General features: G+C 37.2%; 19 protein-coding genes. 16 read left to right on the forward strand and 3 right to left on the reverse strand.

Annotated elements, in window-relative coordinates; translation table 11 throughout:
- The first annotated feature begins 2 nt into the window (after positions 1 to 2).
- Together rnc and era are read left to right on the forward strand one after the other, a co-directional pair.
- Positions 3 to 680, forward strand: a complete 678-nt coding sequence (gene rnc / locus GYX25_RS00605; RefSeq protein WP_370737824.1) for a ribonuclease III — start codon at positions 3 to 5, stop codon at positions 678 to 680.
- Positions 677 to 1,582, forward strand: coding sequence for a GTPase Era (era, locus tag GYX25_RS00610; RefSeq protein WP_174786427.1), 906 nt, complete (start codon positions 677 to 679; stop codon positions 1,580 to 1,582). The genes rnc and era overlap by 4 nt, the downstream gene beginning before the upstream one ends.
- Before the next feature lie 89 nt (positions 1,583 to 1,671).
- Here era and GYX25_RS00615 read toward each other — a convergent pair whose 3' ends face one another.
- Positions 1,672 to 2,682, reverse strand: a complete 1,011-nt coding sequence (locus tag GYX25_RS00615) for a hypothetical protein (RefSeq protein ID WP_174786428.1) — start codon at positions 2,680 to 2,682, stop codon at positions 1,672 to 1,674.
- A 384-nt stretch (positions 2,683 to 3,066) separates the two neighbouring features.
- On the opposite strand from GYX25_RS00615, the gene GYX25_RS00620 reads away from it, so the two are divergent.
- Positions 3,067 to 4,770, forward strand: coding sequence for a hypothetical protein (locus GYX25_RS00620; RefSeq protein WP_174786429.1), 1,704 nt, complete (start codon positions 3,067 to 3,069; stop codon positions 4,768 to 4,770).
- Between the two features lie 222 nt (positions 4,771 to 4,992).
- Positions 4,993 to 5,556, forward strand: a complete 564-nt coding sequence (locus tag GYX25_RS00625; protein ID WP_174786430.1) for a hypothetical protein — start codon at positions 4,993 to 4,995, stop codon at positions 5,554 to 5,556.
- A 1,822-nt stretch (positions 5,557 to 7,378) separates the two neighbouring features.
- Here GYX25_RS00625 and GYX25_RS00630 read toward each other — a convergent pair.
- Positions 7,379 to 8,197, reverse strand: a complete 819-nt coding sequence (locus tag GYX25_RS00630) for an SDR family oxidoreductase (RefSeq protein WP_091347507.1) — start codon at positions 8,195 to 8,197, stop codon at positions 7,379 to 7,381.
- A 132-nt stretch (positions 8,198 to 8,329) separates the two neighbouring features.
- On the opposite strand from GYX25_RS00630, the gene GYX25_RS00635 reads away from it, so the two are divergent.
- From GYX25_RS00635 to sstT, 6 genes are all read left to right on the forward strand, one after another.
- Positions 8,330 to 9,211 carry a LysR substrate-binding domain-containing protein gene (locus tag GYX25_RS00635; RefSeq protein ID WP_174786431.1) on the forward strand — a complete coding sequence of 294 codons (882 nt, stop codon included), beginning with the start codon at positions 8,330 to 8,332 and terminating at the stop codon, positions 9,209 to 9,211.
- Between the two features lie 295 nt (positions 9,212 to 9,506).
- Complete coding sequence (locus tag GYX25_RS00640; RefSeq protein ID WP_446718907.1) at positions 9,507 to 10,748, forward strand: NRAMP family divalent metal transporter; 1,242 nt, start codon at positions 9,507 to 9,509, stop codon at positions 10,746 to 10,748.
- A 14-nt stretch (positions 10,749 to 10,762) separates the two neighbouring features.
- Positions 10,763 to 11,539, forward strand: a complete 777-nt coding sequence (locus GYX25_RS00645) for a 5-oxoprolinase subunit PxpA (RefSeq protein WP_174787017.1) — start codon at positions 10,763 to 10,765, stop codon at positions 11,537 to 11,539.
- A gap of 163 nt (positions 11,540 to 11,702) precedes the next feature.
- A complete protein-coding gene (locus tag GYX25_RS00650) occupies positions 11,703 to 13,301 on the forward strand; it encodes a 5-oxoprolinase subunit B/C family protein (protein WP_174786433.1) in 1,599 nt (532 codons plus the stop codon).
- Positions 13,285 to 15,042 carry an ATP-binding protein gene (locus GYX25_RS00655; RefSeq protein ID WP_174786434.1) on the forward strand — a complete coding sequence of 586 codons (1,758 nt, stop codon included), beginning with the start codon at positions 13,285 to 13,287 and terminating at the stop codon, positions 15,040 to 15,042. Before GYX25_RS00650 ends, GYX25_RS00655 begins: the two co-directional genes overlap by 17 nt.
- 333 nt (positions 15,043 to 15,375) lie before the next feature.
- Complete coding sequence (sstT, locus tag GYX25_RS00660; protein ID WP_174786435.1) at positions 15,376 to 16,632, forward strand: serine/threonine transporter SstT; 1,257 nt, start codon at positions 15,376 to 15,378, stop codon at positions 16,630 to 16,632.
- 180 nt (positions 16,633 to 16,812) lie between these two features.
- On the opposite strand, the gene GYX25_RS00665 is transcribed toward sstT, so the two are convergent.
- The gene (locus GYX25_RS00665; protein ID WP_174786436.1) at positions 16,813 to 17,883 is read right to left on the reverse strand and encodes a DUF3829 domain-containing protein; all 1,071 of its coding nucleotides are present in this window, start codon (positions 17,881 to 17,883) and stop codon (positions 16,813 to 16,815) included.
- A gap of 507 nt (positions 17,884 to 18,390) precedes the next feature.
- Here GYX25_RS00665 and acuI point away from each other — a divergent pair.
- The 6 genes from acuI to GYX25_RS00695 all read left to right on the forward strand — a co-directional run bounded on the left by acuI (position 18,391) and on the right by GYX25_RS00695 (position 25,781).
- Positions 18,391 to 19,395, forward strand: a complete 1,005-nt coding sequence (acuI, locus tag GYX25_RS00670; RefSeq protein ID WP_174786437.1) for an acrylyl-CoA reductase (NADPH) — start codon at positions 18,391 to 18,393, stop codon at positions 19,393 to 19,395.
- A gap of 562 nt (positions 19,396 to 19,957) precedes the next feature.
- A complete protein-coding gene (locus GYX25_RS00675) occupies positions 19,958 to 20,728 on the forward strand; it encodes a hypothetical protein (RefSeq protein WP_174786438.1) in 771 nt (256 codons plus the stop codon).
- Between the two features lie 126 nt (positions 20,729 to 20,854).
- Complete coding sequence (locus tag GYX25_RS00680) at positions 20,855 to 23,152, forward strand: hypothetical protein (protein WP_174786439.1); 2,298 nt, start codon at positions 20,855 to 20,857, stop codon at positions 23,150 to 23,152.
- Positions 23,153 to 23,165: 13 nt separating this feature from the next.
- Positions 23,166 to 24,716 (forward strand): hypothetical protein, encoded by a 1,551-nt coding sequence (locus GYX25_RS00685; protein WP_091347488.1) that lies wholly within the window; start codon positions 23,166 to 23,168, stop codon positions 24,714 to 24,716.
- 470 nt (positions 24,717 to 25,186) lie between these two features.
- Entirely contained in the window at positions 25,187 to 25,414 is a 228-nt protein-coding gene (locus tag GYX25_RS00690; protein ID WP_065590864.1) for a ChaB family protein, read from the forward strand.
- Positions 25,415 to 25,496: 82 nt separating this feature from the next.
- Positions 25,497 to 25,781 carry a YciI family protein gene (locus GYX25_RS00695; RefSeq protein WP_174786440.1) on the forward strand — a complete coding sequence of 95 codons (285 nt, stop codon included), beginning with the start codon at positions 25,497 to 25,499 and terminating at the stop codon, positions 25,779 to 25,781.
- Positions 25,782 to 25,820 lie beyond the last annotated feature (39 nt).

Below are 25,820 nucleotides of genomic sequence, written 5' to 3' on the forward strand. Positions count from 1 at the left end.
TAATTATGAAAAAATTTAGTCAAATTCAACAATCAATCGGCTATCAGTTTCAAGATATCTCCCTACTTGAATTAGCACTTACTCATCGAAGTGCTAATAAACTGCATAACGAACGTTTAGAGTTTTTAGGGGACTCTATTTTAAGTGTTGTCATTGCTGACGAACTCTATCACCGTTTTGTTCAACAAGACGAAGGTGACCTAAGCCAAATGCGCGCAACACTAGTTTGCGGGCAAACACTTGCCGAAATCGGTAAAGATTTTAAATTGGGTGATCACCTTATTTTAGGACAAGGTGAGCTAAAAAGCGGTGGGTTTCGCCGTGAATCGATTATTTCAGATGCCGTTGAAGCCATTATCGGTGCCATTTACTTAGATAGCAACATCGACACAATTCGCCCGCTAATCTTAGCGTGGTACCAAAGTCGCTTAAACCAAATTCAACCCGGCATTAAACAAAAAGATGCTAAAACAAGATTACAAGAGCATTTACAAGGAACTCATCGTCCCCGCCCATGTTATTTAATTCTTGAAGTAACGGGCGATAACCACGAGCAAGAATTCTTAATTCAATGCAAAATCGACAACGATAACCACGAGTATTTAGGTCGTGGTTTAAGTCGCCGAAAAGCAGAACAAGCAGCTGCACAAGAAGCTCTCAACCAATTAGGTATAAAATGACAGAAACAATACAACATTGTGGATTTGTCGCCATTGTTGGGCGACCAAATGTAGGTAAATCAACGCTATTAAACCAATTACTTGGTCAAAAAATCTCGATCACATCACGTAAAGCACAAACCACAAGGCACCGTATTGTCGGTATTGACACACAGAATAACGACCAAATTATCTACATCGACACCCCTGGACTTCATATAGAAGAAAAAAGAGCCATTAACCGTTTAATGAATCGAGCAGCAAGCAGCTCAATTGGCGATGTGGAGCTAGTGATTTTTGTGGTGGAAGGCACTCATTGGACTGACGATGACGAAATGGTCGCTAACAAACTCAAAGACTGCAAAAGTCCAGTTCTGCTAGTGATTAATAAGATTGACAACGTCACCGACAAAACACAATTATTACCGCATATTCAAACTATTAGCCAAAAAGTTAACTTTCTTGATGTTGTACCAATTAGCGCTGAAAAAGGAGAGGGTGTTGATATTATTAAAGATATCGTCAAAAAACACTTACCCGAGGGCGAACACCATTTTCCTGAAGATTACATTACTGATCGCTCGCAACGCTTTATGGCGTCGGAAATCATTCGCGAAAAACTTATGCGTTTTTTAGGTGATGAATTACCTTATTCCGTGACTGTTGAAATTGAACAATTTAAAGTAGACGAACGCAATGGAATGTATCGCATTAACGGATTAATCTTAGTTGAACGCGATGGGCAAAAGAAAATGGTTATCGGCAATAAAGGCGAAAAAATCAAAAAAATAGGCATCGAAGCCCGCAAAGATATGCAGTCATTTTTTGACAACAAAGTCCATCTAGAGCTTTGGGTCAAAGTCAAAGCAGGTTGGGCTGATGATGAGCGAGCATTGCGCAGCTTAGGCTATAGTGACGATTAATCACCATAATTAGCATACAAACAAAAATCAGGTATCAACAACCACCTGATTTTTATCAATATTGCCACAAGGTTAGCATTATCTTGTAACTACTTCTTATTATCATTTTCTTCTTTACTTAGGTATTCTGATTCGCGAACTTTATCGACAATGATACCATGATTAATCATATACCTTACCGCCTTGCCACTTATCGTCAAATCAAAAAGATTATAATCAAAAGACGGAAGCTTAATTTTAGCCTCTTTTAACGACGTATAACCTGAGTTTGAAACAGCAAACTGATAATAATCGTTTCTTAAACTGTAAAAATCCATCTTCATACCAACATAGATCTTCTTACTCTTATTCTTCGCGTCTTTATTAAAATCGTCTGTACTTACGCCATCTATATTAGTCAGGTTTTGTTGATAGATATCATCCTGATTAAACTCATTACTGTATTTATAATTAAAGGTATTAAATTTAGCTAAATCAATTAAATACACATCATGTTTCATCGGCATAAACACAGAATAATAAGGATCCTTCTTAGAGGATTTACCTAAAGATCGACGAATGACATCGGTCATAATATCGTTTTGACGCAAGTCAGCCATTTCCCGATCATCAAGTGAATTATGCTGATTACTATAAGAAGACGACAAAATGAGATTTGATTTAGCTTGGCTTAATGAAGTATAAGCCACATTCGAAAGTGCAACAGTGTAGACATAATTGCTTGAATTATAGCTTAACAACTTCATTCCCACATAAAGGTCTTGATATCTACCAATCTTATCAGTATTGAAGTTATCAATATCAGAATCATCTATTTTAATGATCTTCTCTTGATACAGATCATAAATAAAATCGTTAGAATCATCGTTACCATTTCTTCCGACATTCGCTAAATTAAACAAATAGATATCCCCAACTTTAGGCGTAAAAAGGAGATGATCGCCTTTATTTCGGTAGGATCTTTCTTGTGCAAAGCAATAGGTTAATGGAACAAAAGCAAGAATGAAAATAAAGAGTAGCAATATAATCCTAGCACAGCTTTTCGGATTTCCATCCATTGACGTAAACCGACTACCTCGGCATATCCATGTTATCAACATAATTCCTATCATTGTATTAATAAACAGCAATATAATAACATCAATTTAACAACAAATCGACAACCTCCCCGCCAAACAAACTTCTCAAATTTAATCAAAAATCGGTCAGGAAAGGTATTGATTTTATTAAAGTTTTTATTTATTGGTTTTTAGCCAAAAACCACCAGCAAAAGTCGTCCCCAGTAGCCCGCCAACGTAGGCTGACTCATCCTTTAACAAAACTTTACAAATTTTTAACAAAAAAGGTAGCGCATTATTGGTCAAGCGGTTATAATTTAATCGCTTTCAAAGCAAGGGAGTGCTCATTATTAGAGCAGTCAGTTATAAAAAATCGAAATAAAACAAAAATTTACTTGACAGGATGATCGAAATGCGTTACCATTTATGGCATCTGGCATCTGGCATCTGGCATGCCAAACCTACGCCCTAAAACTTTTTAATTTTCACCGTAGTCGAAATCAGACTCAATTCTTATTTTCATCAGCGAGGTCATTTCGCGTAGCGAAATCGGAGACGTTATCGGCAGGGTTATCGCCGAGGTCAAGGCGTTTACCTCTTCTATTTAAATTTTCAGGTTTACCAAGCTTATCAGGCTTATCAGGTTTACTCAGTTTACTTAGATTATTTAGATTCTCTAAATCGGCGTTGTTCTTCGTGGTATTGTTGTTGTCGTATTCACAGAGTTCTGTGGCATTAACGGCTTATACATCAAAATATATCGAGGGTAGTGCGCCATATTTAACATTTGACAATGGTCGAACAAAAGCCACATCAACGGATAAATTGTTGTCTATTCGGTTGCAGGATGGTCGGGTAATCACGCCATCTAGTAATACATCAAGTGCAACAAATCCAATCAGTTTGCCGTACGTTGGGAGTAATTTAAGTCATATAGAAATGATAGTCCCGTCATCAACTAATTCAGTGAGTATAAGTGATTTAATCACTAGGTATAATTATTGGCGTGATGATGATGGGGATGGACAGGGTGGTAATGGAGTTACCGCATCGGGGAATATATCGGTATCGTTTAGGGATAAGGATGGTAATACTGTTAGTCGTAACGAAGCATTAAGTATATGTAAAGCTCCTTATAGGGTAACTTTAAGTAGTACAGGGGGATATTTACAGACCCAGTACGGTGTTCCTAGTAGAACTAGTTTTAGTGGAGCTACGGTGGATTATTATATTAATCCGTATGGTGGTCCTAGTGTTTGTCACGCAAGGCCTAATTTGTTGTTGGGTGGTACTACTGGCATCAATTCTAATGATGATCCTCGCCTTGCCGGCCCATCTAGCATATGGTCTTCTACAAAGGGTTTTTTAACTCAGTCTAACGATTCTTCATCTTACGACCAAAACTTTCCAACTACAGGTTCAGATGGATTGTATTTTGATTTGGACATAGGTGGAATCGACGCAAGTCAGTTAAGTTGGACAGTTAACACAGTTGGTAGTATAAGGGCAGAGGTGAGTTGGACAAGGCCGCGTACAGATTCACACCAAGACCCATGGACTGGAGATTTCATACCACACGACTTTTGGATTAGAGATAAATCTAGTTATGTAACACGGGTAACGTTAAGGGGGCCTAGGGCAAGTAGTCCTCAGATAAGTTCAAGTAATCCTAGGCGTTTTACTCCGTCGCTATCTTTGCCACAGAGATTTGAGTTGGTCGGTAGGGATAGTCATGGTAATGAGGTGAGGTATGGGTTTGTCTTAAAACAGTGGTTCGTCCATCGGGGTAATATACTGGATATTCAGTCTAACCAATCCTCTTGGTGTAGTCGTTTGGGTTATCGTTTGTCAAAAGTAAAGGATTTAACCAATGCCGTCAGAACAGATAGTCCTTCTATTTCTGGCGCCTTGCCTCATTCATCTGTTAATAATTATATGCGTCATATAGGTGCTGGGTTTTTCACGGAGTGGGGCAACATGGGCCTCTACGCTGATGCGGGCTTCGTCGGCAACTTCTACTGGACAAGCGACGCTACAGGTAGCAATGGCTTCGATGTCTACTCGTACAGCGGCGGCGTCATCAGCGGCAGCGTTTCCGGCAGTGATTCTGCTGTTTGCACCACACCTTAGTTTTTAGCGTTTATTCCTTAATCCTTGGGCCGCGGGGGCGGTTATGGTGCCTGAGAGGACAATCTAACAAAGAATAGAGCCCCCGCACCAGTTGGGGCACTTCCCTTAGGGTTGCGCTGTTGCGGCGAAGCCACAATCGCGCCGCCCCCCGCCGGCGACGCTGAAAGTGTCGATGGCGGGTGGCTCAGGGGTAAAATCAAATAAATAAAGAGAAGTCATGTAATGGAAATAGAACAAAAATTAGCATTAAGTGAAAATCCGATACATTTTTTGAGAGAGGGACTTTTTTTAAAGACCTACAACCAATCGTTTTATGTGATGACTCAATTATTAGGGTTCAACATAAAACCGATAATCAAACACATAAAAAAACTCGACCAAATTATTGTGTGTGGCGGGTTTCCTGCAAATATTATTAATAAACGTTATCCTAAAGCGGTACCGACTGTTTACGGCTATGAATTATTAGATGATTACGATTTAAGTGGCTACCAAGCTTGGTACCAACAGCAGTGTCAATTATACCAAAATAGAAAAAACCAAGAAAAACAATCACAGCAAACCGCTAACAATCCTAGCTCAACCCCTTTACCGCAATCTTTAATTCAAACCCAATCATCGATTTTAACTGACTCAGAGCCAATAGCAGAAACAGCACTCAGCAACATAAATAAACCCTTAACATTACAACATTTACTATTTTTATCGTCATGGCAACCTAACAAATATCCGCCCATGATTGATAGTGCGTTTATTCAAGAGTTAAAAAACTACTTCAGTCAATAACAGAGCACACTGTGCCCGATGGGGCTATTGCTTAGTGTTGTGTTTTTGCTAAAAAACACCAAATAAAAACTTCAATAAAATCAATACCTTTTCTGACAAATTTTTAGCGGAAAATCAAGCCTTTTTGGTTTTGGTGAATAGAATAAATTGGGTGCGGTGGTTTCGGACGTTTTGACCTTAGGTGAACAAAATAGCCACAGTGACCACGTCCGAGCAAAGGGAATTAAAGCGAATTCCCTTTGCAATCCCACGCTTTGGCTACAGAATGTGGCCTACGGCTGCCCTCCGCCGTCGCTCGGTCTTAACGCACCGTTTGTGGACGCGCTCCAAGCGCACCACAAACTCGCCAAACATCCCTGTTTGGCGTGCTAACCTCGCTCTGTTGTCGGCACATTCTGACGCCGGAACAAGACAAACAACATAATCTTAGGTGCTTTTTGATGAGTTACTTTTGTGTTAAAAAGCAATGTAATTGTATCCAAAAAATGGTCAGGAAAGGTATTGATTTTATTGAAGTTTTTATTTTTGTATTTTCAAGGAAAATCAACCGCTTACACAACCTAAGCAAAGCGCCGACATACAACAAATCAACAAAACCACGAATAGCACCCTAATAACAGCAAATTAACCGCTCCAAACCCTTTTTTTAACGACAATTTAAAATTAAATAAAATCAATAAATTATAAAACACCTCAAAAAAAGGGTTTTCAAAACCAAAATTGTTGTTTATCTTTATACAGCAAGATTTATCAAATCTTAAGTTCTACCTTAACGCCGTGTAGGCGGTTTAGAAAACAAAAAACGCCGCAGCATAGTTATCAGTTGCCCTTAACGCCGTGTAGGCGGTTTAGAAATGTCGGTGTTTGAAAAAAGGTATATTCGGGAACCTTAACGCCGTGTAGACGTTTAATTTAAATAAAATCAACTATATAATTATAAAAACATAATATCTTCCAAAAAAGATGGTTATGTTGTTTGTTTTATTCCGGCGTCAGAATGTGCCGACAACAGAGTGAGGTTAGCACGCCAAACAAGGATGTTTGGCGAGTTTGTGGTGCGTCTGGAACGCGTCCACAAACGGTGCGTTAAAACCGAGCGACGGCGGAGGGCAGCCGCAGGGCACATTCTGCAGCCAAAGCGTGGGTTGTCAGGGAATTCGCTTTAATTCCCTGACTCGGACGTGGTCACTATAGCTATTTTATTCACTAAAGGTCAAAACGTCCGAAACCTGCGCACCTAATTTATTCTATTCACCAAAACAAAAAAAAGGCCTGATTTTCCGCCCAAAAATCAGTCAGAAAAGGTATTGATTTTATTAAGGTTTTTTCTGATTATTTTTTAACAAAAAACGCCTAATAAAAACACAACAATTTTTCCAAAAAAAAATGGTTATGTTATTTGTCTTATTCCGGCGTCAGAATGTGCCGACAACAGAGCGAGGTTAGCACGCCAAACAAGGATGTTTGGCGAGGCTATGCTTCGCCGGGAGCGAATCATAGCCGGTGCGTCAAGACCGAGCGACGGCGGAGGGCAGCCGCAGGCCACATTCTGCAGCCAAAGCGTGGGTTGTCAGGGAATTCGCTTTAATTCCCTGACTCGGACGTGGTCACTATAGCTATTTTATTCACTAAAGGTCAAAACGTCCGAAACCTGCGCACCTAATTTATTCTATTCACCAAAACAAAAAAGGCCTGATTTTCCGCCCAAAAATCGTTCAGGAAAGGTATTGATTTTATTAAGGTTTTTTCTAGCTGTTTTTTAACAAAAAACACCTTATTCATGCATAATTTATTCCTTCAGATAATATCATTTCATTTAAAATTAATTGTTATTATCCCACCAATATTTTGCCGTGGCGCCGCCATCGATTAATATGTCACTGCCCGTTATGTAGGCGCCTTTGTCTGACATGATGAACTCGGCAAGATTGGCAATTTCGTCAGGTGTGCCGCCCCGACCTACTGGGAGTTGTTTTAGCATATTGCGATAAAAATCTTTTCGGTCGCCATTAAGTTCGTCGTTTGCTAAAGGGGTGTGGATTATGCCTGCGCTAATGCAGTTTATTCTGGCGCCACGATATCCCCATTTGACCGCTTCCACTTGTACTTTTATGGCGTTGCCGCGTTTGGCTAGTTGATAGGCTTTTAAGGTGTCGTTGACGTTTTTTATAAATGGTAAATCAAGCAAGGCTTCGGTCGGGGTTAAGGCTAGGGCTTTAGTTTGTTCTTGTGTTAGAGGTGCTAGGCGGTGTGAAGATTGTGATCCAATGACTAACGCTGAACTGCCTTTTGCCATGACAGGACTAAAAGCGTCCAATAATAGGGCGTTGCCGTATAAGTCAACGTTGAAGATTTGTGCGGCAGATGCTTGCGATGGCGATACCCCAGCAGTGTTGACTAAGCCCATTATTTTGCCTAGTTTTGTGGCTGTTTCGACTAATTTGTTGACCGATTGTGGGTTTGATACATCGCAAGCGGTGGTGTGTACATTAAATCCAGCATTGTGCAGTTGTTGGGCTTGCTTTTCGGCGTGTTCTGGGTTTAGGTCGGCTAATAGGAGTTGTTTGCCTATCGCTATGCGTCTGACAATCGCAATACCTATAGCACCGGATCCACTTAATACAATCACTTCTTTTGTCATGCTCCTCTCCTATTTTGCCTGTTGCTTAATCTTTGGCTATGATTTGTTGATAGTTTAGCGAGGGCTTTTATTGAGATAAATGGGGAGGTGTTTTATAGTGTAGTGAATTAAATTCACTAATAGGGGCTGATTGTGTATAACCTAAATGAGTTAAATTACTTTATTATTGTGGCACAGACTTCTAGCTTTGTTAAAGCAGGGCAATTATTGGGGATTACTTCATCAGCGCTAAGTCATAGTATGCGAAATTTAGAAACTCGCTTAAACCTGCGCCTATTTAATCGTACCACGCGTAATGTGTCACTCACCGAGGCCGGAGAACAGTTATTCCGGAAAATTTCACCGTTATTTGATTCGATCCATCAAGAGGTTGATGCGTTAAACCATTTTATTAATACACCTTCAGGAACGATCCGAATTAATGCTCCAAGTATTGCTGTTGAGCAGATTATATACCCTAAATTACGCGATTTTTTGCCTCGTTATCCACAAATTAAAGTTGAAATTCAAGCTGATAATAGTTGGGCGGATATTGTTAAGCAGGGGTTTGATATGGGATGCCGTTTAGGGAGTGATATTGCTAAAGAGATGATCGCCGTTAAGATATCGCCTCCTTTAAAAATGGCTTTAGTGGCTACCCCCAATTATTTACAAGCGAAGGCTGCACCAACATGTATTAAAGATTTGGACAAGCATCGTTTAATTGGTATGCGAATATCTTCAGAGCATGGTACAGAATTACCATGGGAATTTTTGGAAGCAGGCAAAATAGTTAAATACCATCCACATTCGCAATTTATAATTAACAATCATTTGCGTAAGCAAGCAGCCTTAGATGGTTTGGGTATTACTTGGCTTGCTCGTTCTGGTATTGAGCAGGAATTGGCTTCGGGCCAATTGGTTGAGTTATTAGCCGAGTTTGCCATTACATATGATTCTTTTTATCTTTACTACCCAAGCCGCAAAGGGCATTCGAATGTCTTTAAGTTGATTGTCGATGCGTTAAAGTGTTAGTCTTCTATGATAACGTTTAAACGTAAGTTACGTTCTTTTATGCTCACTTTTGGTGCAAACTAGTCTGTTAAGCGTTGTTTATTCATTTTTATGCCTCAATGTTAGGCAATTATAACTATTTTTAATTAGTATTTTTGCTTAAAAACAGTGATGATAGCGCCTTTTGTTAATGAACAACATGTACTATGGCATGATGCTTGCATTATTTTTAAGCAAGCGTCATTAAAACTAACATAGTTGAAAGTCGCTAATAGGCAGTTGTATTAATAACTGTAGGAACAAATTAAGAGGAGACATGCATATGCAAAATCATAACAGTAGTACCGTTGCTTTTGTTAAAGATCGGCGTGCTTCATTAATCAGTGCCATTTTTTTAATGGCGACATCAGCCATTGGCCCAGGGTTTATTACTCAAACGGCCACGTTTACCGTTACGCTTGGCACTGCTTTTGGTTTTGGTATTTTAGCATCTATTATTATCGATTTTGTTGTTCAGCAAAATATTTGGCGAGTAGTGGCATTAACCAAAATGAATTCGTCAGATATTGCTAATGCAACGATTCCATTTAGCGGTTATTTGCTAGCGGTGCTGATTATCTTTGGTGGATTAGTATTTAATATTGGTAATATTGCTGGTGCTGGGTTAGGTTTAAATGCATTGGTTGGGCTTGATCCTAAATGGGGTGGGGCAATTAGTGCGCTTTTAGCGGTTTATATCTTTTCGTCACGTAAAGCGAGTAATTTTATTGATCGATTGATGATTGGTTTTGGTTTATTAATGATTATTTTGACATTATTTGTGGTGTTTGCATCACATCCGCCAGTTGGTCAAGCGTTAAAAGAGACAGTTTTACCTAGTGATGTTAATTTTGCCTCGATTACTACTATTGTTGGGGGAACGGTTGGGGGGTATATTTCTTATGCTGGTGCTCACCGTTTACTTGATAAAGGCATGGTTGGTGTTGAGCATATTGATTATGTTTCAGGTGCGGCAACCAAAGGGATTATTGTTGTGGGCTTGATGCGCTATATTTTGTTTTTAGCCATTTTAGGTGTAGTGGCAAGTGGTGTGACAATTGATATTTCAAGTTATGCTGCTAACCCTGCATCGCAAGCTTTTCAGGCTGCTTTAGGCAAGTTTGGATTACGTCTTTTTGGTTTAATTTTATGGGCGGCAGCCATTACCAGTGTTATTGGAGCGGCTTATACTTCGATGACTTTTATTACACCTTTTAAACGAACAATTACAGACAAACAACGCCAATTTGCCACTATTATTTTTATTGTTGTTTCGCTTGTGGTCTATTTAGCTATGGGGACAGCACCAGCATCATTACTCGTTTTTGCCGGTGGCTTTAATGGTTTAGTGTTACCGCTTGGTTTGACTATTTTTGTGTATATTGGTTGGCGAAGAGCTGATCTTATGTCTGGATATCATTATCCAAGATGGTTATTGCTGTCAGGTGTAGTTGTATGTGCAATTACTTGGTATATGGGCATAATGTCGGTCGCTACTATTTTTAACTATTTAAAATAGAGGACAATATGACAATCACTAAATGTATTGATTTAAACAGTGACCTTGGCGAGAGCTTTGGTCAATGGCAGATGGGAAATGATGAGGCAATGCTAAAAGTTGTTAGCAGTGCCAATATTGCTTGCGGATTTCATGCCGGATCGCCAGCGGGTATTTTAAAGACATTAAAAGCGGCCAAAGCTAATCATGTCGAAGTCGGTGCTCATGTCGGTTATCCTGATTTAGTTGGTTTTGGCCGTCGTAATATGGATATAGCCGCCGATGAATTAACCGCAGATGTGATTTATCAAATTGGTGCACTAAAAGGGTTAGCCGCTTCAATTGGTGCTAAGGTGAGTTATGTTAAGCCTCATGGCGCATTATATAACACAATTGCGCATGATAAGCGTCAGGCAATGGCAGTGATTGATGCACTTTGTTCGGTTGATTCAACACTGATTTTAGTTGCGCTTGCGGGCTCAAAACTCATTGAGTGGGCCAAAGAAAACGGCTTGCGTGTGGTTGCCGAGGCTTTTGCTGATAGGGCATATCATGCCGATGGTACGTTAGTGTCTCGTAAAGAAGCGGGGGCTGTGTTGCACGATCCCGAGTTTGTTGCTGACCGTATGTTGCAATTGGTTAATGAGGGTGGTGTAACTGCTATCGAGGGGCAGTTTGTGCGTATTGATGCCGGTTCGATTTGTGTTCATGGTGATAGTGCCGGCGCTTTGGCTATGGCGCAAAAAGTCCGAGAAAAATTACAGCAAAATGGCATCAATATAGCTCCGTTTGCTAAGGCTAATAATCGCTAGGTTAGTTAAATATTTGTAAAAATAAATTCAATTAACAACAAAAATTGAAATATGATTAGACAATACGTTGTTAAGTGGCTATAAATTTGGTCGCTAATATAACAAAACAATATAAAATAAGTGTTTTTAGTAATTGGATATTGACCATATATCGAGGTGTTTAATGCGATTTTTACCCGTTAATGTCGATGCGCTTATTGTAGAATTAAATAGCCTTGAGCAAACCATGGCTCTCACTGATGTGCTTCAAGGTGTTTTTGCTGATTGGCATATCGAAGAGATAATCCCCGCAGCGCGAACCGTATTGATCCGTTACAACCCCATTACGACTAATGCCAATACGCTTGCTAAGCATATTGCTCAACTAGATATTTCGGCAAGCGTGATGCAGTCTGGTGAGTTGGTGACAATACCGGTGCGTTATAATGGCGAAGATTTATCCCAAGTGGCAGACTACCTTGGTATAACCGTTGCCGAGGTGATTGCAAGGCACACCAATAACGAGTATCAAGTGGCGTTTTGTGGTTTTGCTCCGGGCTTTGCTTATATGGTATCTAAAACAGCTCAGCTTAATGTGCCACGCCGACAATCGCCCCGCGTTCGTATTCCTGCTGGATCGGTTGCTTTAGCTGGTGAGTTTAGTAGTGTTTACCCACAGGCTAGCCCTGGTGGTTGGCAGCTGATTGGTATCACTGATACGGCTGTTTGGGACATTTATCGTGATGAGCCAGCGCTGTTCAAACCCGGTACTCGGGTTCATTTTGTGGATGCGAGCCAATCGCAGACTACTTATTATTTACCCAAATCGAAAAAACCGGATGATTTTGCTTGCCAACAACAAGATATAACAGTATTAGCAACAGGGCTGCAAACGCTGTTCCAAGACAATGGTCGAGTAGGGCAAGCTACATTAGGTATTTCTGAATCAGGTGCTATGGATAAAAGCGCATTACATAGTGCTAACCGTGTGGTAGGAAACCCCATTAATGAACCTGCGTTAGAGATTACACAAGGTGGTTTTAGTGCTCAAATAAACAGCTCCATGTTGGTTGCAGTGACGGGGGCTTTATGTGAGATCACAATAACCACCGCTAAAAACGAAACCTATACCGCACCGATGTATCAGCCGATTCAATTAGAATTAGGTGATATTATCCGTTTAGGTAATGTAAAATGTGGCGTTCGTAGTTATTTTGCGGTGCGCGGTGGTTTTCAAGTGGCGCCTATTTTGACTAGTTGTTCTTTTGATACCCTTGCACAAGTTGGGCCATTGCCACTAAAAGCGGGTCAAACACTGGCAGTTAAGCAAGCAAAAGTGTTAAACCCTGTTTCATTAACTGAAATACCCGTTATCAATTACCCAACTAGTGGTGATGTTGTGGTATTAGATATCGTGCTTGGACCGCGCACCGATTGGTTTACTCAGCAAGCTGTTGAGCTTCTTGTTTCACAGCTATGGCAGGTGACGCCGGCTTCCAATCGTATTGGCTTGCGCTTGTCTGGCGAACGGTCATTAAGCCGTGAGAAACAACAGGAATTACCGAGCGAAGGGACTTGCATTGGAGCTATCCAAATTCCCGCTAATGGGCAGCCAGTGTTATTTTTAAATGATCATCCTTTAACTGGTGGCTATCCTGTTATTGGTGCTGTGTGCAAGTATCATTTAGATTTGGCCGGTCAAATTCCAGTCAATGCCAAAATAAAATTTAATCCTATAGGGATGTTTAAAGAATTTGAAGGGAGTGATGTTGATCATGTCTGACAATAATCAAAACATAACGCATAAAGTCTTGATTGCTAACCGTGGCGAAATTGCCGTACGTATTATACGTGCTTGCCGTGATATGGGTTTTTTATCTATTGCAATTTATGCTGATGCTGATATTGATGCACTTCATGTACAAATGGCTGATGAAGCTTATGGGCTAGCCGGTAATATACCATGTGAAACCTATTTAGATATTGATAAAATTATTGCAATAGCTAAAAAATCAGGAGCAACTATGGTGCATCCTGGCTATGGTTTTTTATCTGAACGCGTTGAATTTGCAAAAGCTGTACAAGATGCAGGCTTAATTTGGGTTGGACCCAACCCTGAAACGATCGAAATATTAGGCGACAAAGTTAAAGCCAGACAGCTTGCATTACAAGTGGGTGCGCCTTTAGTGGTTGGTACCAAAGATCCTGTAAAAGACGCCAAAGAGGCGTTAGAATTTGCTCAAACCTATGGCTTGCCCATTGCCATTAAAGCCGCATTTGGTGGTGGTGGACGTGGTTTAAAAGTTGCTTGGCAAATGGATGAAGTTGAAGAACTTTATCATTCAGCAGTGCGCGAAGCTACAGCGGCTTTTGGGCGTGGCGAGTGTTTTTTAGAACAATTTTTGCATAATCCTCGACATGTCGAAGCGCAAGTGATTGCTGATAAATTAGGTCATATTGTTGTGGTCGGTACGCGTGACTGTTCATTACAACGTCGTAATCAAAAATTAATTGAAGAATCTCCAGCTCCTTTTATCAGCGAGCAGTTAAACCAGCAAATTACGCAAGCATCAATTGCGATTTGTGCTAAAGCGAACTATGTTGGTGTGGGGACAGTTGAGTTTTTACTCAGCCAAGATGGCAAGTTGTCTTTTCTAGAAGTCAATACGCGATTACAAGTTGAACACCCAGTGACAGAAGAAACAACCGGCATCGATCTTGTTGCTGAACAACTGCGTATCGCTCAAGGTTTACCGCTTAGTATTGATAAAACACCGACCCCTCGATCACATGCTATTGAGTTTCGTATCAATGCCGAAGATGCCGCTAACGGTTTTTTACCTGCAGCTGGTACCATTACACGTTTTGATGCGCCATCAGGCCCAGGCGTACGTCTAGACAGTGGGGTGGTAACGGGCTCAACCATCCCTGCAACGTTTGATTCGCTGATGGCAAAATTGATTGTTGTTGGCAATAATCGTGAGCACGCCATAGCAAGGGCTCGCCGTGCGTTGGCTGAATTTGCCATTGAGGGAGTTGCAAGTGTTTTACCATTTGATCGCGCGGTTATTGAACATCCTGATTTTTGTGATGATTTTAACGTGCATACCCGTTGGATTGAAACAGAATTTACTGCAACAATAAAGCCAGCCAAAAGGCAAATACCACAAAAAGAAGTGACCTTAACACACACTTTTATCGAAATTGACGGTAAGCGTTGTAAGCTGGGTTTACCTACACAGCTCTTGGCTGGATTTTCCTTGAAAAAGGATGATAGTTTAGATGCATCTTCCTGCGTGAAAGAAACATTATCTGATTTGATTGTCCTATCGCCTGTTTCTGGTAACCTTTTTAAATGGGTAGTTAATGACCATCAAAGCGTAAATGAAGGGGATGTTATTGCGATTATGGAAGCCATGAAAATGGAAGTTCAAGTCATTGCACACCGAGGTGGCACGTTAAAAAGAACTATCCAAGAAGGCGATTATATTAATGCTGGGGATGCAATAGCTGAAATTAGTTAGCGCTTGTAGGGCAAAATAAAACGAGGGTGAAATTCCCTCGTTTGCATTGTTCAAATTTTATCTGTGTTATTAAAATATATACTTTATTTAAAAGTGACAGAAATTTGGGAGATCTACTTAAATTGCATGCTAAATGGTAAGATTTAGCTGATATTGTTTTTTTAAAGTCAATTAAGAATGATGACAATATTTTGAATGTAAAAACGAATAATTAAATTTAATCATCATACTAAGTAATATATAAAAAAAGCTTATTATTATGATTTTTTGTATAAATTTACTATTTAAATATGTTAAGGTTCTAAATTTGTCTTTAATAAACAGGAAAGTAGTATGACACAATCATCTAATCCTTTGATTCGTTTTTATTTTAAACTAGGATTGATACCACAGATTTTGTTGGGTTTAATTTTGGGCATTACTCTTGCTGCTGTATCTAAAGATACGGCGCTGAATATGTCATTGTTGGGTGGATTATTTATTAATGCCTTAGAATCAGTTGCCCCTATTCTTGTGCTTATCTTAGTAGTTTCCTCGATATCTAATCACCAACATGGTAAACAAGCCAATATGCGGCCGTTAATTTCTCTTTATTTTGTTGGTATGATGTTAGCTGCATTATTGGCAACCATTGTCAGTTTTTCGTTTCCGTCACAAATTTCATTTGGTGATACGCTAAATAATCTTGAACTTACTCCACCAAGTGATATTACCGCAGTATTAAAAACCTTACTTGGAAAGATGATTGACAATCCTGTCAATGCACTAATAAATGCGAATTATATTGGTCTTATTGTTTGGGGTGTTGGTATTGGTCTGGCACTAAGGCACGCTAGTGAAAGCACTAAAACAATGATGAATGATCTGTCTTATGCTATCTCATTTATTGTCAGAATTATTATCCGATTTGCGCCTTTGGGTGTATTTGGACTTGTCGCTTCAACATTAGCCGAAACAGGTTTTGATGAGTTGAAAAAATATGCTCATTTATTAATTGTATTAGTTTCTTGCATGGCGATTGTTGCATTGGTTATCAATCCATTACTAGCTTATCTAGTTATGCGAAAGAATCCATATCCACTAGTATTCACTGCTTTAAAAGAAAGTGCGATTCCTGCTTTTTTTACACGTAGCTCAGCTGCAAATATTCCTGTCAATATGGGAATCTGTAAGAAATATAACATGGATGAAGATACCTATACCGTTGCTGTGCCATTAGGCGCTGCAATTAATATGTCGGGCGCTGCTGTTACTATAACGGTTTTAACTTTAGCCACGGTGAATTCAATGCCGGCTAGTGCTGGTATACATGTTGATATCTATTCTGCAGTATTACTTTGTGTTGTAACTTCAGTATGTGCTTGTGGGGCATCGGGAATTGCGGGGGGATCTTTACTGCTTATTCCTGTCGCGTGTAGTATGTTTGGTATTCCTAACGAAATTTCAGCTAAAGTGATTTGCATTGGAATTGCTATCGGCGTGATTCAAGATTCGGTTGAAACTGCATTAAATTCGTCAAGTGATGTGGTTTTTATTGGCGCAGTTTCATCGGCAGCACAAAATAGAAAAATGAATATCAACGCATATTAAGTATTGAGTTCTATTTGCATTCATCTACATAACCAACTACATAATGATATGCAGATGGTTATTTAACTAAAATTCATGCATTGCAAACGGTGTAATATTTACACCGTTGTTATTTATACCACTATTTATTGTCATTGATAATGACTAAAATGTTAGCAATGAAACGATGTTTATCTATTTTTAATTGATTACTTGATTATAGCCGTCAATTACACTTTTAAGTTCCCCATTCAAAGAATCAACTTCTCTTTCTACAGTATTGGTCTGTAAATTTTTTAAAACTACTTTCATTTGATTAATCAATCCAGGTAAACGATCAACAAAACGGTCATAATACATATCGTTTAAACCTTGTTGTTTAATCAATTTATTTTTGCCTTTATTCGTCATTAATTCATTGGCTATGGATTCTATTTGTTGAATTTTTTGTTCAAGGGCTGATTTATCGAGATTTTTAAACTGGTTGTCTTCGTTAAAACTTTCATTGATTAAATCGATAACATCTTCAGATAAATCCATGATTTCCATGCAATTGTAGTTAAGTGTTAACCCTTTGTTTTTTATTTCTGATTTTTGAAATGCATGGATTTCTTGGTATAATTTACCATAAGCCGCTAAAGCCACACTTTTTGCTTCAATATATTGGTTATAAAGCGTGTTCAAATTATTTAACAGTTCAGGTAATTTGGCAAAGTCATCCAATTTGTACTCATTATTTAAATAATATTTAGCTATCTGGTCATAAGCTAATCCTATTTCAACGTATTTATCACTTAATGCTTTGCCTGCGGCATCAAGTTCGGGTAACTCTGGTTTAAATGCTAATAACTCAGTAATCAATTGTTTATATTCATCAAGCTCCTTTGGTTCTGGGTGAGAGCCGATAAAAAGTTTCGTTGGATTTTTTTTCACTCGATTGACATCAATTTTACCGTTTTTATCACTGAGACCTCTTAAAAAATCCTTAACTCTGCTATCAAGATGATAAAGAGAAGAAGTCATCTTGCCACGCCCATTCCCTCTTAATTCATCTGCAGCTTGGGAGACATTAGCATTAAAAACCTCTAGCCATATATTACCTTTACGTGCTTTCAGTGCAAATTGCCGTGAAACATCTTCAGTCTTTTTAGAATCAGAAGGTTTAGCCTCTGAAGTTGCTGTGGGTTGTTGCGTTTTGTTTTCGGTTGGTTTGTCATCACAGCCAATCATCAAAAATCCAGCAATCAATACGGTTAAAAATTTTTTTTTCATTGTTTATTTCCTTAATTTTGCATTATAAATTCATTGCGTTAATACTTTATTATCTTTTAATGATTATTTCTAATAAAATATAAAGTTCAAACGATGAATTGCTATGTTTATGCTCAATTTTTATAATAATTCTGGCATTGATTGATACGATGGTTATTACATGTTTTAACAAATAGATACGAGATACGGTGAAGTATTAATTAACCACGAAACGGTATAGAATCCTGAATATTTTTTACAAAAATTTAGCTTGCTGTCTTAATTTATCTTCAATCTGGCTTTCTTTGCTATAGACCATAGGCTATCGAAGTCTTTATCGTAGTGTTTTCACCTCTAAAGCTTGCTAGCATTAGGGTTAATCCTACTTTTCGAAAGCACTACCAGTTTGATCGTTGTCATATGTAACATATCACGTTGCTTTTTCTTGAATGACTACTTATTATTGGAAACTTGTATTTAAGGCAATTGCTCACTTTACTTGAGTACCTTAAGCTATAAGGAAACATTATGTCATTCAATGCCATTATTCTAGAAAAAGAAGAAGCGACGGGGGTTACCTGTTCACTAAAAAATGTTAATAAACAACAATTATTGACACAGCAAGGTGATACATTGATCCAAGTTGCGTATTCAAGTATTAACTATAAAGATGCATTAGCTATCACCAACAAAAGTCCAGTTGTAAGGCAATGGCCAATGGTGCCAGGGATTGATGGTGTTGGTACGGTAATTGAATGTGCTAGTGGCCGTTATCAAAAAGGCGATAGGGTGATTTTAAATGGGTGGGGGTGTGGCGAAACTCATTGGGGCTGTTTGGCTCAATATGCTTATTTACAATCTGACTGGCTGATTCCGCTACCTGACAATCTCACCGCTTATCAATCAATGATCATTGGCACAGCCGGTTATACTGCAGCTTTATGCATCCTGCGTATTGTTGATTTTGGTGTAAAACCACAAGATGGCATGGTATTGGTAACGGGAGCAAGTGGTGGAGTGGGCTCGATTGCCATCACTTTACTAACTAAATTAGGTTATCAAGTTACGGCATCGACCAGTAAAATGGATGAAGCACATTATTTACAAAAACTGGGGGCGGTTAATGTTATTGATAGCCAAACCTTAAAAGAAACGGGTAAACCATTACAAAAAGAAATGTGGTCAGCTGTTGTTGATGCAGTTGGTTCGCACACTTTAGCAAATGCTTGTGCACAGACCCAATATGGCGGCATTGTTGTATGCCTTGGGCTTGCCCAAGGCATGGACTTTCCCGCAACTGTTGCGCCATTTATTTTACGTGGCATAACTTTGGCTGGGGTGGATAGTGTTATGGCAAGTTATGATAAACGCGTAACAGCATGGAATTTATTAGCGCAGCATCTAGATGAAGACATCTTATCTTATGTCGGCAGAACAATCACATTAAACGAGTGTGCTAAAGTGGCAGATCAAATGATTGCAGGAAAAGTAAAAGGACGCTTTGTTGTTGATGTAAACAAACAACAAAGCTAAACTTGACTAAACAGCGTCATTTTGACTAGCATGAACGGTAATTGTTATATTTCATATAAACATGCACAAAAAACTGTCGGAAAGGCAATTGGTTTTAGTTAATTTTTTTAGGTGTTTTTAACCAGACAATACTCCCCAAAACAAATCACTTAATAAATTAATAAAAAAACGGGTGCTTTAGCGTTCAACTGCTATAATTTCGATGCTTTTTAGTAAAAAGTATCATCATTTGATGAGCAAAGAATCATAAACAATCGAAATAAAACAAAAATTACCTGATTGGTTAATCATTATGCGTTATCGTAGTTGGTATCTGACTTGCCAAGCCTATGCCTTAAATCTACTCCATTTACAGCGTAGTCAAAACAGATTCAATTCTCATTTTTATCATCGAAATCACCGAGATTATCGGTAAGATTTTCGCCAAGAAGCAATTCGCTATTGGTTTTTGCTCAACTATTATTGCTGTATTTGCACAGTTCGCAGGCATTATCGGTGCAGACACCACCTGTTATTCACGGTTCTTTTCCCTATTTGACGTCTGATAGTAGAATAACCAAGGGTGACGGCAATTGATGACTTATTAAGTATTAAGTTATCGAACGGTATCAAAATCACGCCATTAACTAACACATCAACGGTTATCAATCCCATCGTATTACCAGTGGTGGAGCAAAGTCTTAGTGATATAGATATGATGCTGCCACCGTTAGTGAGTTCAGTTAGTTTAAGTGACTTAGTGAACATTTATCATTATTGGGGGAATGATAAATTTGCAACTAGCATCACAGCAAAAGGGAATTTATTGGTTATGTTTACCGACAAAGATGGTAATGCAGTAAGTCGTAGTGATGTTTTAGATATCTGTAAAGCTCCTTATAAAATATTGTTAAATAGTGGCATTAGTCGTTTAGCGATACAGTACGGTATGCTAAATAGTCGTGTTTTTACAAGCGATTCGGTAACCTATTACATCAATCCAAAGGCACAACCTAAAGTTTGTTATTTAAAGGTAGGGAACACGGCTCTTGATACAGGCTCTTACGCCGGAGTTACTAACATTTGGAATCCTAATAAAGGGTTGTTAGTTCAATCTACAGATCCATCCTCTTATGGTTTTAACTTTCCAACGACGGGTGCTGATGGATTGTATTTTGATTTAGATATAGGAGGCGTGAATGGAAGTCAATTGGTTTGGGCTCCTGTATCTCATGGTGGAATAACTGCTATCATGACGCCGTCACCTGATAATGAAGGTATGACACGGGTAACGTTAGCGGGGCCTAGAGCAAGTAGTACGCAAATAAAGACATTGAACCCTAAGTTCACTTAGCCTGCCATCTTTACCGCAAACTTCTTCGTTTTTATGTAATGTTATATAATTTTGGCAAAAATAATTATAAAAATAACTTCTTAATACTTTTTAGGAAGTAAATTATTGGGATATAGGATTTAGTATATGAATATTTTAAATGTAAAGAATTTGTTAATTATCAGTATAGGCATACTATTAACAATTTTTCTTTGCTTATTTGTAAAAAATTCTGAAAATGAAAAGGTCAATAGCTTAATAACAGATATTGATAGTTTGATAGACAAAAAAAACAGTCAACAAGTTAATTTAAGATATAAATTATTTTTCAATTATCTAAAGCAACAAGAAACTGACTATTCAATTAAAGATAATCACATTTATATTAGTGATAATTTATACATAGATGATGATGAAGCCAAATTTATCTTACCAGATAATTTATCGATAGAAGGTGATTTATATTTAAATAATAACTATATAAGGCAATTACCCAATAATTTATCTGTTGAGGGTGATTTAATTTTATATAAAACCAAAATAAACCAATTACCTGAAGATTTACATGCAGGTTCAATTAGTTTACCTGTAGAGCAGATTAATAATATAGCTTATCGTCAAGAAGTGGGTATTGATGATATTACATTATTTGCTGTATTTATTGACAATGAAATAAAAATATCAGTACCAGCATGGCGATTTTTAGGTGATCTTAACTCATTTGACGCAAAAATTGATGAAGAATACTCACAAACCACTGAAGATGAATATCAGTCAGAAATAGAAAAATATAAACAGGCAGCCAAAGAATGTGTCAATGACTTGATTGAGATGAGAAAAAATCAAGCCAATTTATTAATTGTTCAAGAGCAATACAAAGATTTTTTTAAATTCTTAGATTATGAAAAGATCGAATATTCATTTAAGAATAATAATATTATTATTGATGGCTGGTTTAAAATTAAGGATAGCTCTATTCAATTACCTGATAATTTATCCATAAAAGGTAACTTAAACTGTGATGGGATTAAAGTAACCCAACTACCTCAACTTCCCTATAATTTATCGGTTGATGGTGAGTTTGAAATTCTTTCTTGCGGCATTTTAACGGAGTTACCTAATCGTTTATTTGTTAACTATTTAAATTTAGGGGATAGCTTTATAACTCAATTACCTGATGATTTATATGTGAATTATCTATTTTTGAGAGACAGCTTTATATCTCAATTACCTAATAACCTTTCTGTTGGTCAGCATTTAGACTTAAGAGGCACACCAATAACTCAATTACCAGATAATTTAAAGGTAGGGAAATCGCTCATTTTAGATGTAAGAAGAATTCGTAATATTGCTTATCGTGAATATATTGGCGAAGATCAAATTACATTATTTTCTGTATTTGTTAATGGAGAAATACAAATATCGGTACCTAGCTGGGAATTTTTAGGGAACCTTAAATCATTTGAAAGAAAAATAGATGCAAACTATCAAGGTGTGACTGCTCAGCAATACAAACAAGCCGCAAAAGAGTGTGTTGACGAATTAATCGAGATGAGAAAAAACAATGTAGTAAATAACAACCAAATAACTACTAGTGACGTTGAAAATCCAAAAGCAAAAAACACGATAAAAGAGGCGGTTACGCTATCTTCTACACCAGCTAAAAGTAGACAAGAAGATGAAGCGTTTTTAAATAAACTACATAGATATCCATTGTTAGACACAGATCGATTTATTTATATTCATTATAGCGACAGCGATGTATGGATAGATTTTCGGGGCACTACAATAACCAAAATTCCTAATAGGCTATTTATAAAAGGAAGTATGGATCTAAGTGAGACCATGTTAACTAGACTTCCTAATAAATTATATGTAAAAGGTCTTTTAGATATTAGTGACACGGTGATAAGTGAATTACCTGATGGAATATATGTAAACAGGTTAAATGCTAGCAATACCCGCATTACTAAATTGCCAGATAACTTCTATGTCTATGATGATTTGTACTTCAACAATACACCAATAACTGAACTACCAAGTAATTTATTACTTAAGGGTGATATGGATTTATCTGATACGCCTATCACCAAACTGCCTGACAATTTATCAGTAGGTAGAAATTTGAAATTAAATAACACCAATATAACCACATTACCCGAGAATTTATCAGTGGGTAAAGGTTTGGATTTGGATGTTCAAAAGATAACTAATATTGTTTATCGTGAACATGTTGGTGAAGATGACATTAAGCTGTTTTCTGTATTTAATAATGGAGAAATACAGATATCGGTACCTAGCTGGAAATTTTTAGGCAACCTTAAATCATTTGAATCAAAAATAGATAAAAAATTTTCTGAGGTAGTAGCAAAACAATACAAACAAGTCGCACAAGACTGTATTGATGAATTAGCTAAGCGCAGAAATATTAATCGATCCATATAAAAGGATTTGCAATATGAAAATATTAAATAAAATTAATATAAAAACTTTTGTTACTGGATTGATGTTAAGTTTGTTTTCCTGTTTGGTTATTGCAAATGTTGAAAATGAAACGAGAACCAATCCTATTGAACTTCTGTATGAAAAACATGGAGCGTTTTTTGATTATTTAGATTATAAAAAAATTGATTACTCAATTAAGGGTAATTCTATATTTGTTTACGATTCTTTAAATTTGGACAATGAATATATTTTTTCATTACCCGATAATTTATTTATTAGTGGTAAATTAGATATCAACCCATGTTTTATCAAATTTCTACCAAATAACTTATCTGTAAGCGGCGATTTGAATTTATGCAATAACCTTAAAAGTGATATAGTGTCGGCAACTAATTTATCTGTTGGTGGTAATTTAGATTTGAGTTTTGGTAAAGTAAATGAATTGCCTGACAATCTATTTGTTGGCGGAGATTTAGATTTAAGACGTAATAATCTGTATGAAATACCCGATAACTTGTCTGTGAAAGGAGATTTGGATTTATCTGAGAATCCGCTTAATTATTTACCTGACAATTTTTATGTAGGTGGAAATCTTCATTTATTTGCCAACAATCTAGAAAAATTACCTAATAATTTAATGGTTGGTGGTCATTTGGATGTATCGTCTGGCATAGAAGAAATCCCAAATGATTTATTTTTGAATGGCGAACTATATTTATTGGGTTCAAGCGTAAATAAATTACCAGAAGGCCTTTCAGTTAAAAAAAATTTGGTTTTATCTCGTCGTATAACTGAATTGCCAGAACATTTATCAGTTGGTGGTGATTTAAATTTGAGTTTTGGTAAAGTAAATAAATTACCTGATAATTTATTTATTGGTGGAACTTTGAAATTGACTAGTTCAAGTACCATTGAATTACCCAATAATTTTGCTTTAGATGGCAATTTATATTTGGATGATAGCAACATTACTCAATTACCTGATAATTTATCATTGAAAGGGAATTTAACCTTATACAAAGGAAAATTAACTAAGTTATCTGATAATTTAACGGTGGGTGGTTATATTTATTTAAGAAGTACTCAAATTGCCGCGTTGCCTGCTAATTTATCTGTAGCAGGTGATTTGTATTTATATGAAACCCAAATAACCGAGCTACCCAATAATCTATCATTAAATAGCGGGCTTTATTTATATAAATCACCTGTAACTAAATTACCCGATAACCTATCTGTAGCAGGTGATTTATCTTTGCATGAAACCAAAATTACGGAGATTCCTAACGATTTGTCAGTAGGTGGAAAATTAGATTTAGATGTAAAAAGCATCAACAATATTGTCTATCGAGAATCTGTTGGAGCGCATAAGATTACCTTATTTTCGGTATTTGTTAATGGTGAAATACAAATATCCATACCTGAATGGGATTTTTTAGGTAATTTTGAATTATTTGAAGCAAGAATAGATAAAAAACTTTCTGAGGCAGAGACACAAGAATACAAAAAAGCAGCAAAACAATGTGTTGATGAGTTGATAAAAATACGAGATAACAAAGAACTCTAAATATTTATTTCATAAATATAAGAATGTGGTATTTAAATATATTTGCCTGAATAGATACTGCGAAGTGTTAATTAATCACGAAACGGTATAGAATCCTGAATATTTTTTACAAAAATTTAGCTTGCTGTCTTAATTTATCTTCAATCTGGCTTTGTTTTTTGTTAGCTGGTTATAAATGATCGGAAGACTGACCATACATATTTAGCCAATCGATAACGGTGATTTTTTTATGATATAGACGCCATAATCGCTTATCTGGGATACGGCGTTAGGTATATGCATTACTGTCATTGCTGAAATTACTATCAACAATGCGAGCAATTCCGACTCGTTAGATCACATCAGCGGATTCTTAAATGAAATTAGCTTGTATTATTTTATAAATCGGACTACATTCGTTGGAGTGCTATTTTTACCATTACCATTTTAAATTTTCAGTCATCTAAGATTAATTTATGAGGGAATGTGATATGCCATATAAAACACGTGAAGATTTACCTGATTCAGTACGCCATGTCTTGCCTGAACATGCACAAGATATTTTTAAAGAAGCATTTAATAGTGCAATTAAGGAATATCAAGATCCGCATAAACGGCGTGATAACAGTGCACCAGAAACGATTGCTTTTAAAGTAGCTTGGGCTGCTGTCGAAAAGGTTTATCACAAAGGTGAAGATGGTAAATGGGTAGCTAAATAGATATTTAAATGGTTTAAGTTGAGCAACACAGCTTAACATTTTGAAAAATTTATTTTTTGTATATTTATTAAGGATCTATATTATGTTTATTTATACACTTACTTATGTAAAACCCATTACTGAAGTAGAAAAATATTTGTCACAGCATATTGATTATCTTGAGGACTATTACCGATCGGGACATTTTATTGCATCAGGTCCAAAAGTCCCTCGTACAGGTGGTGTGATTATTTGTCGTGCTGAGAATAAAGAGCAAGCGCTAGCAATATTACAAAAAGATCCGTTTTATATTCATCACATTGCTCAATATGAGATTATCGAGTTTGTGCCATCAAAATATACTGATGGGTTTGAAGAATTTATTTAAAAGTTAACTTCAAATATTTAAAGTTTATTATTCATTTTT

Source organism: Gilliamella sp. ESL0254, from assembly GCF_013344985.1.
Classification (GTDB): Bacteria; Pseudomonadota; Gammaproteobacteria; order Enterobacterales; family Orbaceae; genus Gilliamella; species Gilliamella bombicola.

Excerpts from the sequence above, each read along its gene's own strand:
- GYX25_RS00685 (WP_091347488.1), top strand. The coding sequence starts at position 23,166 with ATGAAAATATTAAATAAAATTAATATAAAAACTTTTGTTACTGGATTG.
- sstT (WP_174786435.1), top strand. The coding sequence starts at position 15,376 with ATGACACAATCATCTAATCCTTTGATTCGTTTTTATTTTAAACTAGGA.
- GYX25_RS00665 (WP_174786436.1), bottom strand. The coding sequence starts at position 17,883 with ATGAAAAAAAAATTTTTAACCGTATTGATTGCTGGATTTTTGATGATT.
- GYX25_RS00615 (WP_174786428.1), bottom strand. The coding sequence starts at position 2,682 with ATGTTGATAACATGGATATGCCGAGGTAGTCGGTTTACGTCAATGGAT.
- GYX25_RS00620 (WP_174786429.1), top strand. The coding sequence starts at position 3,067 with ATGGCATCTGGCATCTGGCATCTGGCATGCCAAACCTACGCCCTAAAA.
- GYX25_RS00690 (WP_065590864.1), top strand. The coding sequence starts at position 25,187 with ATGCCATATAAAACACGTGAAGATTTACCTGATTCAGTACGCCATGTC.
- GYX25_RS00695 (WP_174786440.1), top strand. The coding sequence starts at position 25,497 with ATGTTTATTTATACACTTACTTATGTAAAACCCATTACTGAAGTAGAA.
- GYX25_RS00640 (WP_446718907.1), top strand. The coding sequence starts at position 9,507 with ATGCATATGCAAAATCATAACAGTAGTACCGTTGCTTTTGTTAAAGAT.
- GYX25_RS00655 (WP_174786434.1), top strand. The coding sequence starts at position 13,285 with ATGTTGATCATGTCTGACAATAATCAAAACATAACGCATAAAGTCTTG.
- GYX25_RS00625 (WP_174786430.1), top strand. The coding sequence starts at position 4,993 with ATGGAAATAGAACAAAAATTAGCATTAAGTGAAAATCCGATACATTTT.
- GYX25_RS00630 (WP_091347507.1), bottom strand. The coding sequence starts at position 8,197 with ATGACAAAAGAAGTGATTGTATTAAGTGGATCCGGTGCTATAGGTATT.
- era (WP_174786427.1), top strand. The coding sequence starts at position 677 with ATGACAGAAACAATACAACATTGTGGATTTGTCGCCATTGTTGGGCGA.
- GYX25_RS00650 (WP_174786433.1), top strand. The coding sequence starts at position 11,703 with ATGCGATTTTTACCCGTTAATGTCGATGCGCTTATTGTAGAATTAAAT.
- GYX25_RS00680 (WP_174786439.1), top strand. The coding sequence starts at position 20,855 with ATGAATATTTTAAATGTAAAGAATTTGTTAATTATCAGTATAGGCATA.
- acuI (WP_174786437.1), top strand. The coding sequence starts at position 18,391 with ATGTCATTCAATGCCATTATTCTAGAAAAAGAAGAAGCGACGGGGGTT.